This is a genomic window from Streptomyces sp. HB132 (assembly GCF_016909575.1).
Taxonomy (GTDB): Bacteria; Actinomycetota; Actinomycetes; order Streptomycetales; family Streptomycetaceae; genus Streptomyces.
This window is the reverse complement of the sequence record NZ_JAFBGA010000016.1, coordinates 159,267-175,423: the sequence shown is the minus strand read 5'-3', so window position 1 is coordinate 175,423 and position 16,157 is coordinate 159,267. Positions and strand designations below refer to the sequence as shown.

The 16,157-nt window shown below is 70.1% G+C and carries 12 protein-coding genes; 6 read left to right on the top strand and 6 right to left on the bottom strand.

All coding sequences use genetic code 11. The annotated features are described in order from the left end of the window. Positions 1–118 precede the first annotated feature (118 nt). From JOC24_RS27815 to metH, 3 genes are all read right to left on the bottom strand, one after another. Positions 119–1,711, bottom strand: coding sequence for an ABC transporter substrate-binding protein (locus JOC24_RS27815; RefSeq protein WP_205023164.1), 1,593 nt, complete (start codon positions 1,709–1,711; stop codon positions 119–121). A gap of 363 nt (positions 1,712–2,074) precedes the next feature. Then, on the bottom strand, positions 2,075–2,773 hold the full coding sequence (locus tag JOC24_RS27810; RefSeq protein WP_205023153.1) for an HAD family hydrolase: 699 nt from the start codon (positions 2,771–2,773) through the stop codon (positions 2,075–2,077). A 140-nt stretch (positions 2,774–2,913) separates the two neighbouring features. Further along, on the bottom strand, positions 2,914–6,426 hold the full coding sequence (gene metH, locus JOC24_RS27805) for a methionine synthase (RefSeq protein ID WP_205023152.1): 3,513 nt from the start codon (positions 6,424–6,426) through the stop codon (positions 2,914–2,916). Positions 6,427–6,677: 251 nt separating this feature from the next. Between metH and JOC24_RS27800 the strand changes: the two genes are divergently transcribed. From JOC24_RS27800 to JOC24_RS27785, 4 genes are all read left to right on the top strand, one after another. After that, the gene (locus tag JOC24_RS27800) at positions 6,678–7,442 is read left to right on the top strand and encodes an IclR family transcriptional regulator (RefSeq protein WP_205023151.1); all 765 of its coding nucleotides are present in this window, start codon (positions 6,678–6,680) and stop codon (positions 7,440–7,442) included. A gap of 264 nt (positions 7,443–7,706) precedes the next feature. Continuing rightward, positions 7,707–8,498: an MIP/aquaporin family protein gene (locus JOC24_RS27795; protein WP_205023150.1), complete on the top strand. Its 792-nt coding sequence runs from the start codon at positions 7,707–7,709 to the stop codon at positions 8,496–8,498. A gap of 40 nt (positions 8,499–8,538) precedes the next feature. Then, entirely contained in the window at positions 8,539–10,068 is a 1,530-nt protein-coding gene (gene glpK, locus JOC24_RS27790; RefSeq protein WP_205023149.1) for a glycerol kinase GlpK, read from the top strand. 12 nt (positions 10,069–10,080) lie between these two features. Further along, positions 10,081–11,691: a glycerol-3-phosphate dehydrogenase/oxidase gene (locus JOC24_RS27785; protein ID WP_205023148.1), complete on the top strand. Its 1,611-nt coding sequence runs from the start codon at positions 10,081–10,083 to the stop codon at positions 11,689–11,691. A gap of 123 nt (positions 11,692–11,814) precedes the next feature. Here JOC24_RS27785 and JOC24_RS34065 read toward each other — a convergent pair whose 3' ends face one another. Next, the gene (locus JOC24_RS34065; RefSeq protein WP_205023147.1) at positions 11,815–12,018 is read right to left on the bottom strand and encodes a hypothetical protein; all 204 of its coding nucleotides are present in this window, start codon (positions 12,016–12,018) and stop codon (positions 11,815–11,817) included. 50 nt (positions 12,019–12,068) lie between these two features. Here JOC24_RS34065 and JOC24_RS27775 point away from each other — a divergent pair, with 50 nt between their 5' ends. Further along, positions 12,069–12,740, top strand: coding sequence for a FadR/GntR family transcriptional regulator (locus JOC24_RS27775; protein ID WP_205023146.1), 672 nt, complete (start codon positions 12,069–12,071; stop codon positions 12,738–12,740). Here the strand turns inward: JOC24_RS27775 and JOC24_RS27770 are convergent. Together JOC24_RS27770 and JOC24_RS27765 are read right to left on the bottom strand one after the other, a co-directional pair. Continuing rightward, entirely contained in the window at positions 12,729–13,517 is a 789-nt protein-coding gene (locus JOC24_RS27770; RefSeq protein ID WP_205023145.1) for an SDR family NAD(P)-dependent oxidoreductase, read from the bottom strand. The two genes, JOC24_RS27775 and JOC24_RS27770, sit on opposite strands and share 12 nt — an antisense overlap. Next, complete coding sequence (locus JOC24_RS27765) at positions 13,517–14,863, bottom strand: enolase C-terminal domain-like protein (protein WP_205023144.1); 1,347 nt, start codon at positions 14,861–14,863, stop codon at positions 13,517–13,519. Before JOC24_RS27765 ends, JOC24_RS27770 begins: the two co-directional genes overlap by 1 nt. Before the next feature lie 229 nt (positions 14,864–15,092). Between JOC24_RS27765 and JOC24_RS27760 the strand changes: the two genes are divergently transcribed. Continuing rightward, entirely contained in the window at positions 15,093–16,127 is a 1,035-nt protein-coding gene (locus JOC24_RS27760; RefSeq protein ID WP_205023143.1) for a PAC2 family protein, read from the top strand. Positions 16,128–16,157 lie beyond the last annotated feature (30 nt).

Sequence of the window (16,157 nt, the reverse complement as noted above, 5' to 3'; positions counted from 1 at the left end):
GGCGCGGGGGGGGGGGGGGGGGGGGGCCGGGGGGGCGGGGGGGGGGGGGGGGGGGGGTGGGGGGGGGGGGGGGGGGGGGGGGCGCCCCCCCCCACGCCGGTCTCAGACGGTTGCCGCGTCAGGACTTGCCGCGCCCGAGCTCCCAGAGCTGGAGGTCCGCCGAGGAGTTGACGGCGTACTCCACACCGGTGAGGCCGTTGAGTGACGCGACGTACTGCTTGCCCTGCCAGACCGGGAGCACGGGGACGTCGTTGGCAACGATGTCCTGGAGCTTCTCGAAGGCCGGCGTCGCGGCGCTGCGGTCCGCCTCGCGGCGGGACTGCGGGATGAGCGTGTTCTGTGCCGCGGCCGACACGTACGGCGAGTTGAGGAAGTTGTTCTTGTCGAGGAACGGCGCCGTGTACGTGTCCGGGTCCGGGAAGTCGGGGAACCAGCCCATGCCGTAGACCGCGTACTCGCCCTTCTTCTGCGCGGGACGGAACTTGTCCCACGGTGTGCCCTTGATGTCGACCTCGAACAGCTTCGAGTCGTTCAGCTGCTTCGCCAGGGTCTCGAACTCGGCCTTGGTGGCGGGGCCGTAGTGGTCGGTCGTGTAGTGGAGGGTGAACTTCACCGGGGTGCTGACGCCGGCCTTCTCCAGTGTCTGCGCGGCGTCGGTGACGCTGGGCTCCCCGTACTTGTTGAAGAACGAGTTGGTGTGGCTGGTGATGCCGGACGGGATCAGCGAGTAGAGCGGCTCGGCCGTGCTGCCGTACACCTTGCTCGCGATGGCCCCGCGGTCGATGATCTGCGCCATCGCCTGACGGACGCCCTTGTTCTCCACCGCCGGATCCTCGGTGTTGAACGCGAGGTAGCTGATGGCGAGGCCGGGGATCTCGCTGAGCTTGACGCCCTCCTTCGGCTTCGCCAGCATCTCCTGCGCCTGCTCGGGCGACATGGTGCGGGTCATCATGTCGATCTTCTCGTCGTCGAGCGCCTTCCCCATCGCCTTCGCGTCGGGGAAGAGGTCGAGTTCGACCTTCTCGTTGCTGATCTTCAGGTCGCCCTTGTACTTCGGGTTCCTGGTGAAGACCACCTTGACGATCTGGTTGTCCTCGACTTCCGGCTTCATGGTGTACGGACCGGAACCGTCGACCTGGAAGCCGTCACGGGCGCTCTTCGCCGGGTACTTGTCCTTCTGGACGATCCCGGCGGCGGGCGTGGCCAGCTTGTAGGGGAACGTCGCGTCCGGGGTGCTCAGGTGGAAGACGACCTGATCCTCGCCCTTGGTCTCGATCGTGTCGATGTTGGCGAGCAGGGCGACCGGGCCGCTCTCGTCCTCGATGTCGATGACCCGCTGGATGGAGTACTTGACGTCCTCGGGGGTGACGGGCGTGCCGTCGGCGAAGGTGAGTCCGTCGCGCAGCGTGCAGCGGTAGCTCTCGTTCTCCGTGTCGGTGAAGGTGCAGCTCTGGGCCGCCTCGGGCACCGGCTCGCCGCCGCCGCGCGGTATGTGGGTCAGGGTCTGCACGGTCTGGCGCAGCACGTTCCACACGCCGGCCTCGTAGCCGATGGCCGGGTCGAGCGGGGCCGGGTTGTCCTTCGAGGCGATGAACTGGTCCGTTGTCCCGACCACGATGGCTTCGCCCCCGTCGTCCGACCCGCCACAGGCGGCGAGCACGGGCGCGAGCAGGCCCACGACGGCCGGCAGCACCAGCGTCTTGCGGTTCATCTGGACGTTCTCCCTCATTCCGGCATGTGAGAAAACCGAGATTAGTAGGCGCCGCAGCGGGACTTGACCGGTGCGGGTCAGGCCCGTATCCACTCGGTGATCGCCGATGACCGGTTGTCCATGTCACGCTCGGGAATGTTTCGTACACGACTCCATTAAATCCGGACGTATAGGGTCGCAAAACGGGCAGCCGGATCGGCTCGGAGAGCCCGTACACGTCACTTCAAGTGACGAACGTCACGCCTGGGCGGTAACGACCGCATTGACATGGACCTGATTCACGCGAGGGCGAAAGCGGGGAACGGACAGATTTCGCGACGGCATCGTTGTCGCCTAGTGACGAACCCCTCGGTGCGCGAGCCGTCACTCGTCCGCGATCAGGCCCCGCAGAAAGGCCAGATCCACCTGCTCCAGGGAGGGCACGACCGCTCTTCCCGGTGCGGGGGCGATCGGCGCCACGGACGGCACCGCGACGACGCGGCAGCCGGCCGCCTCGGCCGCCGCGACTCCCGTCGCGGTGTCCTCGACGACCGCACAGCGCCAGGGGTCGGCCCCGAAGCCCGCCGCCGCCGCGAGGTAGGGCTCCGGATGGGGCTTGGTGCGGGCCACCTCGTCACCCGCCACCGTGAGCGCGAAGTGGTGACGGCCCACCGAGTCCAGCACCCGGTCGATGATGCGGCGGTGCGAGGCCGAGACGAGCGCGGTGGGCACTTCGTGCGCGGCGAGTTCGGCGAGAAGCCGGGCGGCGCCCGGCATCAGCGGCACACCGCGTCCGATGCGCTTCTCGAAGCGGTCGTTGAGCAGCACGGTGAGTTCCTCGATGGCGATGTCGGCGCCCGTGACCTCGATGAGGTAACCGGCGCTGCGGGTCATCGGCCCGCCGACGACCACGTCGCGCCATGCCTCGTCGAGACGGTGCCCGAGGTCGGCGAAGACCTCGACCTCCACGTCCCACCAGAATCCCTCGGTGTCGACCAGTGTGCCGTCCATGTCGAGAAGGACGGCTTGCAGCGCCGACCCTTCGGCCGTACGGGTCAGGGACGCGGGGACCGTACTGGTCATCCGGCACACCTCCATGAGGGACGAGAAGGCCGGCCGCCTTCCCGGTGGGAACGGCGACCGGCCTGCACTGGACCGACCAGTCTACGACTTGAACCCGTGCGGCGCGCGGACCGGTGCCTTACCGCGCGTTGAACGGTGTCCTACCGTGCGTTGAAGTACTTCGCCTCCGGGTGGTGGATGACGATCGCGTCCGTGGACTGCTCGGGGTGCAGCTGGAACTCCTCGGAGAGCTTCACCCCGATCCGCTCGGGCTCCAGGAGTGCGGCGATCTTCGCCCGGTCCTCCAGCTCGGGGCAGGCCCCGTAGCCCAGCGAGAAGCGCGCCCCGCGGTACTTCAGCGCGAACATGTCCTCGACGTCGGAGGGGTCCTCCCCGGCGAAGCCCAGCTCGCTGCGGACCCGCGCGTGCCAGTACTCGGCGAGAGCCTCGGCCAGCTGCACGGACAGCCCGTGCAGCTCCAGGTAGTCGCGGTAGGAGTTCGACTCGAAGAGCTCGGCGGTGGCTCCGCCGATCTTCGAGCCGACGGTGACGACCTGGAGTCCGATGACGTCCGTCTCACCCGACTCCTCGGGGCGGAAGAAGTCCGCGAGGCACAGGCGGCGGCCGCGGCGCTGGCGCGGGAAGGTGAAGCGGGTGCGCTCCGAGCCGTCCTCGTGCAGCAGGATCAGGTCGTCGCCCTTGGAGACGCAGGGGAAGTAGCCGTAGACGACGGCGGCCTCCAGCAGGTTCTCGGTGTGGAGCTTGTCGAGCCAGCCGCGCAGGTGCGGGCGGCCCTCGGTCTCCACGAGCTCCTCGTACGTCGGTCCGTCGCCCGCACGGGCCTGCTTGAGGCCCCACTGGCCCTTGAAGAGGGCGCCCTCGTCCAGCCAGGAGGCATACTCCTTGAGCTGGATGCCCTTGACCACGCGGGTACCCCAGAACGGCGGCTCGGGGACCGGGTTGGTGACGGACACGTCGGAGCGCACGCCCTCCTCCGGCTCCTCGGCCTCCGGCACGGCGATGTCCCGCTTGGGCACCCTGCGCTGCTTCAGCTCGGGGAGGACGGCGCCCGGGACGCCCCGCTTGACCGCGATGAGTGCGTCCATCAGCCGCAGCCCCTCGAACGCGTCGCGGGCGTAGCGGACCTCGCCCTCGTAGATCTCGTGCAGGTCCTGCTCGACGTAGGCGCGGGTGAGGGCCGCACCGCCGAGGATCACCGGGTAGTCGGCCGACAGCTTGCGCTGGTTCAGCTCCTCCAGGTTCTCCTTCATGATCACGGTCGACTTCACCAGGAGGCCGGACATGCCGATGACATCGGCCCGGTGCTCCTCGGCGGCCTCCAGGATCGCGGAGACGGGCTGCTTGATGCCCAGGTTGACGACGTTGTAGCCGTTGTTCGACAGGATGATGTCGACGAGGTTCTTGCCGATGTCGTGGACGTCGCCCCGGACGGTGGCGAGCACGATGGTGCCCTTGCCGTCGGCGTCCGACTTCTCCATGTGCGGTTCGAGGTGCGCCACCGCTGTCTTCATGACCTCGGCGGACTGCAGCACGAACGGCAGCTGCATCTGGCCGGAACCGAAGAGCTCGCCGACGGTCTTCATGCCCGCGAGCAGGGTGTCGTTGACGATCTCGAGGGCGGGTCGGGACCGCAGGGCCTCGTCGAGGTCGGCCTCCAGGCCGTTCTTCTCCCCGTCGATGATGCGGCGCTGCAGGCGCTCGTCCAGCGGCAGGGCCAGGAGCTCCTCCGCCTTGCCCGCCTTCATCGACTTCATGTTGACGCCCTCGAAGAGCTCCATGAGCCGCTGCAGCGGGTCGTAACCCTCGGCGCGCCGGTCGTGGACGAGGTCGAGGGCGACCTTGACCTGCTCCTCCTCCAGCCGTGCGATCGGCAGGATCTTCGAGGCGTGCACGATCGCCGAGTCGAGGCCGGCCTTGACGCACTCGTCCAGGAACACGGAGTTCAGGACGACGCGGGCGGCCGGGTTGAGGCCGAAGGAGATGTTGGACAGGCCGAGCGTGGTCTGTACGTCGGGATGCCGCTTCTTGAGCTCCCGGATCGCCTCGATCGTGGCGATGCCGTCCTTGCGGGACTCCTCCTGCCCCGTACAGATGGTGAAGGTCAGGCAGTCGATGAGGATGTCCGCCTCGTGGATGCCCCAGTTGACCGTCAGGTCCTCGATGAGGCGCTCGGCGACGGCGACCTTGTGCTCGACGGTGCGGGCCTGTCCCTCCTCGTCGATGGTCAGCGCGATCAGCGCGGCGCCGTGCTCGGAGGCGAGGGCACTGACCTGGGCGAAGCGGGACTCGGGGCCGTCGCCGTCCTCGTAGTTGACGGAGTTGAGGACGGCTCGTCCGCCGAGCTTCTCCAGACCGGCCCGCAGCACGGGCAGTTCGGTGGAGTCCAGGACGACGGGCAGGGTCGAGGCGGTGGCGAAGCGGCCGGCCAGTTCCTCCATGTCGGCGACGCCGTCGCGGCCCACGTAGTCGACGCAGAGGTCGAGCATGTGCGCACCCTCGCGGATCTGGTCGCGGGCCATCTCCACGCAGTCGTCCCAGCGCGCTTCCAGCATGGCCTCGCGGAACTTCTTCGATCCGTTGGCGTTGGTGCGCTCGCCGATCGCCAGGTAGGAGGTGTCCTGGCGGAACGGGACGGTCTGGTAGAGCGAGGCTGCGCCCGGCTCGGGGCGCGGCTCGCGGACGGTGGGGACCATGCCGCGGACCCGCTCCACGACCTGGCGCAGGTGCTCGGGGGTCGTGCCGCAGCAGCCGCCGGTCAGGGAGAGGCCGTACTCGCGTACGAAGGTCTCCTGGGCGTCCGCCAGCTCGGCCGGGGACAGCGGGTAGTGCGCGCCGTTCTTGCCGAGTACGGGCAGGCCGGCGTTCGGCATGCAGGAGATCGGGACGCGGGAGTGCCGGGCGAGGTAGCGCAGGTGCTCGCTCATCTCGGCGGGACCGGTGGCGCAGTTCAGGCCGATCATGTCGATGCCGAGCGGCTCGAGCGCGGTCAGCGCGGCGCCGATCTCGGAGCCGAGCAGCATCGTGCCGGTCGTCTCGACGGTGACGGAGCAGATGACGGGCAGGTCGGCGCCGGTGGCCTCGAGGGCGCGCCGGGCGCCGATGACGGACGCCTTGGTCTGCAGCAGGTCCTGGGTGGTCTCCACCAGGAGGGCGTCGGCGCCTCCGGCGATCATGCCCTCGGCGTTCTGCTGGTAGGCGTCGCGGAGCTTGCCGTACGGGGCGTGGCCGAGGGTCGGCAGCTTGGTGCCGGGTCCCATGGAGCCCAGGACCCAGCGCTGCTGTCCGGTGGACGCGGTGAACTCGTCCGCCACCTCCCGGGCGATGCGCGCCCCGGACTCGGAGAGCTCGTAGACCCGCTCCGGGATGTCGTACTCACCCAGGGCCGCGAGATTCGCGCCGAAGGTGTTCGTCTCGACGCAGTCCACGCCGACCGCGAAGTACTCCTCGTGCACCGAACGGACGATGTCGGGCCGGGTCACGTTCAGGATCTCGTTGCAGCCTTCGAGGTTCTCGAAGTCCTCGAGGGTGGGGTCCTGGGCCTGGAGCATGGTGCCCATGGCACCGTCGGCCACCACGACCCGGGTGGCGAGCGCCTCTCGGAGCGCTGCGGCTCGGGTCCGGCTGTCAGCTGAGGGGGTCGGCGACGAGGCCATGGATGTTCTCCCTGGGATGCGACGGCTGTCGGCTTTGCGCCCTTCTGCGGAGGAGGGCACGCGGCCAGCGTAGCCGGGAGGCGCCCGGGGCGGTCATCGCGTCCCACGGGGCGGACTGCATGCTGTGCGGGGAACGGGCCTTCTGACGGGTGACGCACGGGGTGACGCATAATTTTCGCGCCGCCGGACACAGGTCGGCATGGACCGATAGTGTTCAGCATTGTCGAACCGAGGTGGAGGAGTACGGCGCGATGGCGAAGAACATCCAGTCGCTCGAGCGGGCAGCGGCGATGCTGCGTCTGCTGGCGGGCGGCGAGCGCCGGCTGGGCCTGTCCGACATCTCGTCGTCACTGGGGCTGGCCAAGGGGACGGCGCACGGCATCCTGCGCACCCTCCAGCACGAGGGCTTCGTCGAGCAGGACGCCGCGTCCGGCCGCTACCAGCTCGGCGCCGAGCTGCTGCGTCTGGGCAACAGCTATCTCGACGTGCACGAGCTGCGCGCCCGCGCCCTGGTGTGGACCGACGACCTGGCCCGCTCCAGCGGCGAGAGCGTCCACCTGGGCGTGCTGCACCAGCACGGGGTGCTGATCGTCCACCACGTCTTCCGGCCCGACGACAGCCGCCAGGTGCTCGAGGTCGGCGCCATGCAGCCGCTGCACTCCACCGCCCTGGGCAAGGTGATCGCCGCCTACGACCCGGTCGCGCACAGCGAGGCCACGGAGGTGGAGCGGCGGCCCTTCACGCCGCGCACCGTCACGGGCGACGCGGAGTTCGAGTCACTGCTCGACCTGATCCGGGCGCAGGGCTGGGCCTCCGACGTCGAGGAGACCTGGGAGGGCGTGGCGGCGGCCGCCGCCCCCATCCACGACCGGCGCAGGATGCCGGTGGGCGCCGTGGCCGTGACCGGCGCCGTGGAACGCGTCTGCGCGGGCGGCGAACTGCGGCCCGAGCTCGTCGCGGCCGTGCGGGACTGCGCCCGCGCCGTCTCCCGGGACCTGGGCGCCGGACGCTTCTGAAACACCCCTCGGGGTCGGTAACGATCGAGTCGCGCACGTCACACACCTCTTGACGCACCCACCATCGGGGAGAAACATTGCCGTTCACCGGTCGGCATTGTCGAACACTTGACGGCAATACGCGTTAGAGTGTGACAGTGCCGAGGGCCGGTCAAGCCCTGAAGGTGACGTATCCGTTCTCGATCGGGTACCCACTTTGGGCGCGATCCACCGGAGGGACCCGGTGTTTCGCCTTCCCCTGGACGAAGGACAAAGGAGTCACGGGTGTCCAGCTCCGACATCTTCATCGGCGAGACCATCGGTACCGCCGTACTCATCCTGCTCGGCGGCGGTGTCTGTGCCGCCGTCACTCTCAAGCGCTCCAAGGCGCACAACGCCGGCTGGCTGGCCATCACCTTCGGGTGGGGCTTCGCCGTACTGACCGGCGCCTACATAGCCTCCGGCGTGTCCGGCGCCCATCTCAATCCGGCGGTCACGATCGGACTGGCGATCCAGGGCGGCACCGCGTGGAGCGACGTGCCTCTTTACCTCGTGTCCGAACTGTTCGGCGCGATGATCGGCGCCGTGCTCGTCTGGGCCGTCTACTACGGGCAGTTCCACGCGCACCTCACCGACCCCGAGATCGTGAAGGACCAGCCGGCCGAAGAGGGCATGGTCGACCAGTCGGCGGCGCCGAAGGCGGGCCCCGTGCTCGGCGTCTTCACCACGGGTCCGGAGATCCGGAACGGGGTGCAGAACGTCCTCACGGAGATCATCGCGACGTTCGTGCTCGTCCTGGCGATCCTCACGCAGGGCCTCAACGACGAGGGCAACGGCCTCGGCGTGCTCGGTGCCCTGATCACCGCGCTGGTGGTCGTCGGTATCGGTCTGTCCCTCGGCGGCCCGACCGGCTACGCGATCAACCCGGTGCGTGACCTCGGCCCGCGGATCGTGCACGCGCTGCTGCCACTGCCGAACAAGGGCGGGTCGGACTGGGGCTACGCCTGGGTTCCGGTGGTAGGACCGCTCATCGGGGGCGCACTCGCCGCCGGGCTCTACAACCTCGCCTTCGCCTGAGCCGCACTCTCCACACCACACAGACTTCCGGGAGCCAACCGTGACCGACGCACACACCACCGGCCCGTTCATCGCGGCCATCGACCAGGGCACCACGTCCAGCCGCTGCATCGTCTTCGACAAGGACGGCCGGATCGTCTCGGTCGACCAGAAGGAGCACGAGCAGATCTTCCCCAAGCCGGGCTGGGTCGAGCACGACGCGAAAGAGATCTGGGAGAACGTCCAGGAGGTCGTGGCCGGGGCGATCGTCAAGGCAGGCATCACCGCCGCCGACGTCAAGGCGATCGGCATCACCAACCAGCGGGAAACCACCCTGCTCTGGGACAGGAACACCGGTGAGCCGGTGTACAACGCCCTCGTCTGGCAGGACACCCGCACGGACGCGCTCTGCCGGGAACTCGGCCGCAACGTGGGCCAGGACCGTTTCCGCCGCGAGACGGGGCTGCCCCTCGCGTCGTACTTCGCCGGCCCCAAGGTCCGCTGGCTGCTCGACAACGTCGAGGGGCTCCGCGAGCGCGCCGAGCGCGGCGACATCCTCTTCGGCACCATGGACTCCTGGGTCATCTGGAACCTGACCGGCGGCACCGACGGCGGCGTCCACGTCACCGACGTCACCAACGCCTCGCGCACCCTCCTGATGAACCTGCACAAGATGCAGTGGGACGACAAGATCGTCCGTTCGATGGAGATCCCGCCCGCGGTCCTGCCGGAGATCCGGTCCTCCGCCGAGGTGTACGGCACCGCCAAGGGCGGCGTCCTCGACGGCGTCCCGGTGGCCTCCGCGCTCGGCGACCAGCAGGCCGCGCTGTTCGGCCAGACGTGTTTCGCCGAGGGCGAGGCCAAGTCCACCTACGGCACCGGCACCTTCATGCTGATGAACACCGGCCACACCCCGGTGAACTCGTACAACGGGCTGCTGACGACCGTGGGCTACCAGATCGGCGACCAGAAGCCGGTGTACGCCCTCGAGGGGTCCATCGCCGTCACCGGTTCGCTGGTCCAGTGGATGCGCGACCAGATGGGCCTGATCAAGTCCGCGGCCGAGATCGAGACGCTCGCCTCCTCCGTCGAGGACAACGGCGGCGCCTACTTCGTGCCCGCGTTCTCCGGCCTGTTCGCCCCGTACTGGCGCCCCGACGCCCGCGGCGTCATCGCGGGTCTCACGCGCTACGTCACCAAGGCGCACATCGCCCGGGCCGTACTCGAGGCCACCGCCTGGCAGACCCGCGAGATCAGTGACGCCATGACCAAGGACTCCGGCGTCGAGCTGACCGCGCTCAAGGTCGACGGCGGCATGACCTCCAACAACCTGCTGATGCAGACCCTCTCCGACTTCCTGGACGCACCCGTGGTGCGCCCCATGGTCGCCGAGACCACCTGCCTCGGCGCCGCCTACGCCGCCGGCCTCGCCGTCGGCTTCTGGCCGGACACCGACGCACTGCGCGCCAACTGGCGCCGTGCCGCCGAGTGGACACCCCGCATGGACGCGGACGCACGTGACCGCGAGTACAAGAGCTGGCTCAAGGCCGTCGAACGGACCATGGGCTGGATCGAGGACGAAGAGAGCTGAGGAGCAAAAGACATGACCACCCTGCAGAGCGTCCCCGCCCTCGGGACGCATCCGGCCTCCGGCTCCCTCCCGAGCCGCGCCGAGACCCGGGAGCAGCTTTCCAAGGCGACGTACGACCTCCTGGTGATCGGCGGCGGCATCCTGGGCATCTCCACCGCCTGGCATGCGGCGCAGTCCGGACTGCGGGTGGCCCTGGTGGACGCCGGTGACTTCGCCGGCGCCACCTCCTCCGCCTCCTCCAAGCTGCTCCACGGCGGTCTGCGCTACCTGCAGACCGGCGCGGTGAAGCTGGTCGCGGAGAACCACTTCGAGCGGCGCGCGGTGTCCCGCCAGGTCGCCCCGCACCTGGCCAACCCGCTCACGTTCTACCTGCCGGTCTACAAGGGCGGGCCGCACGGCGCCGCCAAGCTGGGCGCGGGCGTCTTCGCCTACTCCGCGCTGTCCGCGTTCGGCGACGGCGTCGGTCACGTGATCAGCCCGGCCCGGGCGCAGCGCGACGTGCCCGAGCTGCGTACGGACAACCTCAAGGCCGTCGCGGTCTACGGTGACGACCAGATGAACGACGCCCGGATGGCCCTGATGACGGTCCGCGCGGCGGTCGACGCGGGTGCCGTCGTCCTCAACCACGCCGCGGTGACCGGCCTGCGGTTCACCCGGGGCCGGGTCACCGGCGCCGAGCTGGAGGACCGTCAGGACGGTACGGAGTTCGGCGTCGACGCCCGTCTCGTACTGAACGCCACCGGCCCGTGGGTCGACCACCTGCGGAAGCTGGAGGACCCGAACTCGGCGCCCTCCATACGCCTGTCCAAGGGCGCGCACCTCGTACTCAAGCGCACCCGCCCGTGGAAGGCCGCGCTGGCCACGCCGATCGACAAGTACCGCATCACGTTCGCCCTGCCGTGGGAGGACATGCTGCTGCTGGGTACGACCGACGAGGAGTACGAGGGCGACCCGGCCGATGTCGCGGTCACCGAGAAGGACACGGCGCAGATCCTCGACGAGGCGGCGTTCTCCGTCCGGGACCAGCAGCTGTCCCGCGATCTGATCACGTACTCCTTCGCGGGTCTGCGGGTGCTGCCGGGAGGCCCCGGGAGCACGTCGAAGGCCAAGCGCGAGACGGTCGTGACCGAGGGCCGCGGCGGGATGCTGTCGGTCGCGGGCGGCAAGTGGACGACCTTCCGCCACATCGGCCGTACGGTGATGAACAAACTGGCCGAACTGCCCGGGCACCCGCTCGCCGACGACATGGAGCCGATGGCGCGGCTGCCGAAGAAGGTGCCGCTGCCCGGTATCGCCAACCCGAACGCGGTCGCGCACCGGCTGCTGGTCGACGGCGGTACGCCGGGGCCGCGGATGTCCGCCGACACGGCACGGCACCTCGCGACCCACTACGGCTCGCTGTCCTTCGACATCGCGCGGATGGCGAACGAGAACCCGGCGCTGGCCGAGCGCATCCACCCGGACGCCCCGGAGATCTGGGCGCAGGTGGCGTACGCGCGCGACCGCGAGTGGGCCGAGACGGCGGACGACGTGCTGCGCCGCCGGACGACGCTGACGATCCGGGGCCTGGCGACGGACGACATCCGGTCCAAGGTCGAGGACCTGCTGGCCGACGGGCGCTGACGGCACGTACGAGACGAAGGGGCGGCTCCTCGGGGAGCCGCCCCTTCGCGTGCTGCCGTGCCGTGGCACACCGCTCGACAGGGTCCTCGGTCACCACGCGCTGCCCGACTTCGGCGTCGTCGGCTACCCCCTGGAAACCCCCTGGAGCGCGGCGGCACGATCGTGTTCCGGCCGCTCGACGACGCCGGCGCCGCCGTTCTCCTGGTGCTCCAGCGCCGCAGGACGGGGTCCGTCCCGCGTGCGGCGCGCGATCTCCACCGGCTCCTCGTGGAGCGTGCGCGGAGCCTGCGACCGGGCGGAGGGCGCCGAGGGTGCGGTACCGGCCACGGGCATAATGAGATCCATACATCGGATGTCTTGTGCGCGAGGAGGCCCACATGGCCGTCACCGACGAAGCGATCGAGAAGATCAAGGGAATGATCGTCTCAGGTGCCCTGGCCCCGGGCGACCGGCTTCCCAAGGAGAGCGAACTCGCCGCCGAACTGGGCCTGTCGCGCAACTCGCTGCGTGAGGCGGTGCGCGCGCTCTCGCTGATCCGGATCCTCGACGTCCGTCAGGGCGACGGCACCTATGTCACCAGCCTCGATCCGCAACTGCTCCTGGAGGCGCTCAGCTTCGTCGTGGACTTCCACCGCGACGACACGGTGCTGGAGTTCTTCGCGGTACGCCGGATCCTGGAGCCGGCCGCCACGGGGATGGCGGCGCTGCGCATCACGGAGGAGGAACTTGACACGCTCGGTGCCCAGTTGGACGCACTGGGCCCCGACCCCTCGGTGGAGGCACTGGTCAAGGGCGATCTGGAGTTCCACCGGGGCATCGTCCGGTCCTGCGGCAACTCCGTACTGTGCTCCCTGCTGGACGGACTGTCCGGCCCGACCACGCGGGCCAGGGTGTGGCGCGGGCTGACCCAGGAGGACGCGGTCAGCCGCACCCTGCACGAGCACCGGGCGATCCTCGCCGCCCTGCGGGACCGGGACGCCGAGGCCGCCAGGTCCTGGGCGACGGTGCACGTGGCGAGCGTGGAACAGTGGCTCCGCTCAACCCTGTGAGGGCGCGGCCGGCCTCAGGCGCAGGCCCTGCATCCCTCCGTCGACGGCGAGCGCGGTCCCGGTGACGGACGCGGCCGCCGGGCTCGCGAGGTAGACGACCGCGGCGGCGACCTCGTCGGCGGAGACCAGCCGCCCCATCGGCTGACGGGCGTCGAGCGCGGCGCGCTCCGCGTCCGGGTCCTCGGCCCGGCCGAGCAGTCGTCCGATCCAGGGGGTGTCCGCGGTGCCGGGATTGACGCAGTTCACCCTGATCCCCTCACGGACGTGGTCGGCGGCCATCGCGAGGGTGAGGGAGAGCACGGCCCCCTTGCTCGCGCTGTAGACCGCGCGCTGCGGCAGACCGGCGGTCGCGGCGATGGAGCAGGTCTGCGTGATCGACACGGCCCCGGGCCGCCCGGCGGCGGACCGGCGCAGGTGGGGCAGCGCGTGGCGGGCGGAGCGGACCATGCCGAGCACGTTGACGTCCAGCACCCGGGCCCACTCCTCGTCGGTGTTGTCCTCGACGGTGCCGATCGAGCCGATGCCCGCGTTGGACACCAGGGTGTGCAGGCCGCCGAGCTCCGCGGCGGCCCGGTCGACCGCGTCCCGTACGGCGTCGTCGTCCGTCACGTCGGCGGCGAGGGCGAGTGCCCCCTCGGGGGCACCGCCCGGATCGAGGTCGAGCACCGCGACGCGCGCGCCGCGGGCCAGCAACAGGGCCGCCACAGCGGCTCCGATGCCGGACGCCCCGCCCGTCACCAGGGCGGACAGTCCGTCGAAATCCTGCGTACCGGTCATCAGTCGGTCTCCTCGGGTGTGTGGCGGGCCCGCCAGACGGGGCCCTGCGGGTAGCGGTGCGCGGCGATCGAGGCGGGGAGCATCCGGGCCGAGAAGCCGGGGCGGCGAGGGGTGACGTAGCGGCCGCCCTCGACGACGGCCGGGTCGGCGAAGTGCTCGTGGAGGTGGTCGACGTACTCGATGACGCGGTCCTCCCGGCTGCCGGAGACCGCGACGTAGTCGAACATCGAGAGGTGCTGGACCAGTTCGCACAGACCGACGCCTCCCGCGTGGGGGCAGACCGGGACGCCGTACTTGGCCGCGAGCAGCAGGACCGCGAGGTTCTCGTTGACACCGGCGACCCGTGCGGCGTCGATCTGGACGAAGTCGACCGCGCCGGCCTGGAGGAGCTGCTTGAACACGACCCGGTTGGCGACGTGTTCACCGGTGGCGACCTTGACGGGCTGCCCCGCGCGCACGGCGGCGTGGCCGAGCACGTCGTCGGGGCTGGTCGGTTCCTCGATCCAGTACGGGTCGTACGGAGCGAGCGCCCTCATCCACTCCACAGCCCCGGCCACGTCCCAGCGCTGGTTGGCGTCCAGGGCGATCCGGACGCCGGGGCCGACGGCCCCGCGGGCGAGCGCGAGCCTGCGGACGTCGTCGTCCAGGTCGGCGCCGACCTTCAGCTTTATCTGGGTGAAGCCGTCGGCGACGGCCTCCTTCGCCAGGCGCACGAGCTTGTCGTCGTCGTACCCCAGCCAGCCGGGCGAGGTGGTGTACGCGGGATAGCCCTCGGCGAGCAGCCGCTCGGTGCGCTCGCCGCGGCCCGGCTCCGCGGCGCGCAGGATGCCGAGTGCCTCCTCGGGGGTGAGGGCGTCGGTGAGGTAGCGGAAGTCGACGAGGGATACGAGCTCCTCGGGGGTCATCTCCGCGAGGAACCGCCAGACGGGCTTCCCCGCCAGTCCCGCAGCGAGGTCCCAGGCGGCGTTGACGACGGCTCCGGCCGCCATGTGCATCACCCCCTTCTCGGGGCCGAGCCAGCGCAGCTGGGAGTCGTGGGTGAGCGTGCGGTACAGGGCGGCCAGGTCCGCGGCGGTTCGCGGGGCGGGGCGTCCCACCACGTGGGACCGGAGCGTCTCGATGGCCGCGGCCATGACATCGTTGCCACGGCCGATGGTGAAGCAGAAGCCGTGCCCCTCCCGGCCCGTGCCGTCCGACGTGTCCGACCCGTCCGCCCCGTCCGTGCGCAGGACGACGTACGCGGCGGAGTAGTCGGGGTCGGGGTTCATGGCGTCCGAGCCGTCCAGCTGTTCCGAGGTGGGAAACCGGATGTCGTCGACCTCGAAATCCACGACGGTCAGACTCATGTGCGCCCCCAGGGAATAACATCGGATCTCTGCGTGATCATCCGATGTATAGCGCTCCGCAGGCACCGCAGTCCAGGGCCTGGAGGAACTTTGATCGGTTTCGACCGGTACAGCTCGGATGAATCAAGCCGTTGCACGCTTCATCTCCGTGCGCAAACCGGCTACGGCGGAGCAGGGTGTAAGCCGTAAGGTTGGTCCGTACACAAGGGAACTTGGGAAGGAGGCCTGGGTGATCGAGCTCGAGGGGGTACCCGAGCTGGTCGACCCGGTCATGGTGGCCGCGTTCGAGGGCTGGAACGACGCCGGTGACGCCGCCTCCACAGCGGTGGCACATCTGGACCGGGAGTGGAAGGGCGAGGTCTTCGCGGCGCTCGACGCCGAGGACTACTACGACTTCCAGGTCAACCGGCCGACGGTGTGGCTGGACGGTGGTACACGCAAGATCACCTGGCCCACCACGCGGCTCTCCGTGGTCCGGGTCGGCGGCGAGAAACCCCGCGACCTGGTGCTGATCCGCGGCATCGAACCCTCCATGCGCTGGCGTTCGTACTGCAACGAGATCCTGGGCTTCGCCCATGAGCTGGGCGTCGAGATGGTCGTGATCCTGGGTGCGCTGCTCGGCGACACCCCGCACACCCGGCCGGTGCCCGTCAGCGGGGTCACCTCGGATCCGGACCTGGCGAGGACCATGGACCTGGAGGAGACCCGGTACGAGGGGCCGACCGGCATCGTGGGCATCCTGCAGGAGGCCTGTACGCATGCGGGGGTACCCGCGGTGAGCCTGTGGGCGGCGGTGCCGCACTACGTCTCGCAGCCGCCGAACCCCAAAGCGACGCTGGCGCTCCTGAACCGCCTCGAGGATCTGCTCGGGCTGCGGATCCCGCTGGGCGAGCTGCCCGAGGACGCGCGTGCCTGGCAGCTCGGGGTGGACCAGCTGGCCGCCGAGGACAGCGAGGTCGCGGAGTACGTGCAGACGCTGGAGGAGGCGCGGGACACCGCCGAGCTCCCCGAGGCGTCCGGCGAGGCCATCGCCCGGGAGTTCGAGCGGTACCTGCGCCGCAGGGACGTCGGCGGTCCCCAGGCACCGGGCGGTCATGCCACCGAGAGCGGTGACGTGCCCTACCTGCGGGACACCTCCGGCGGTCGTACGCGCCCGCCGAAGCCACAGCGTCCTGAGAAGGGCCGGCCGAAGGACGCCGACGGGGGCGCCGCCCCCGAGGACCCGCCGGCCTCCGGGCCGGACGACGACGCCTCGGACGACTGACTCCACGCCCACAGGTACGGAAAGGCCCCG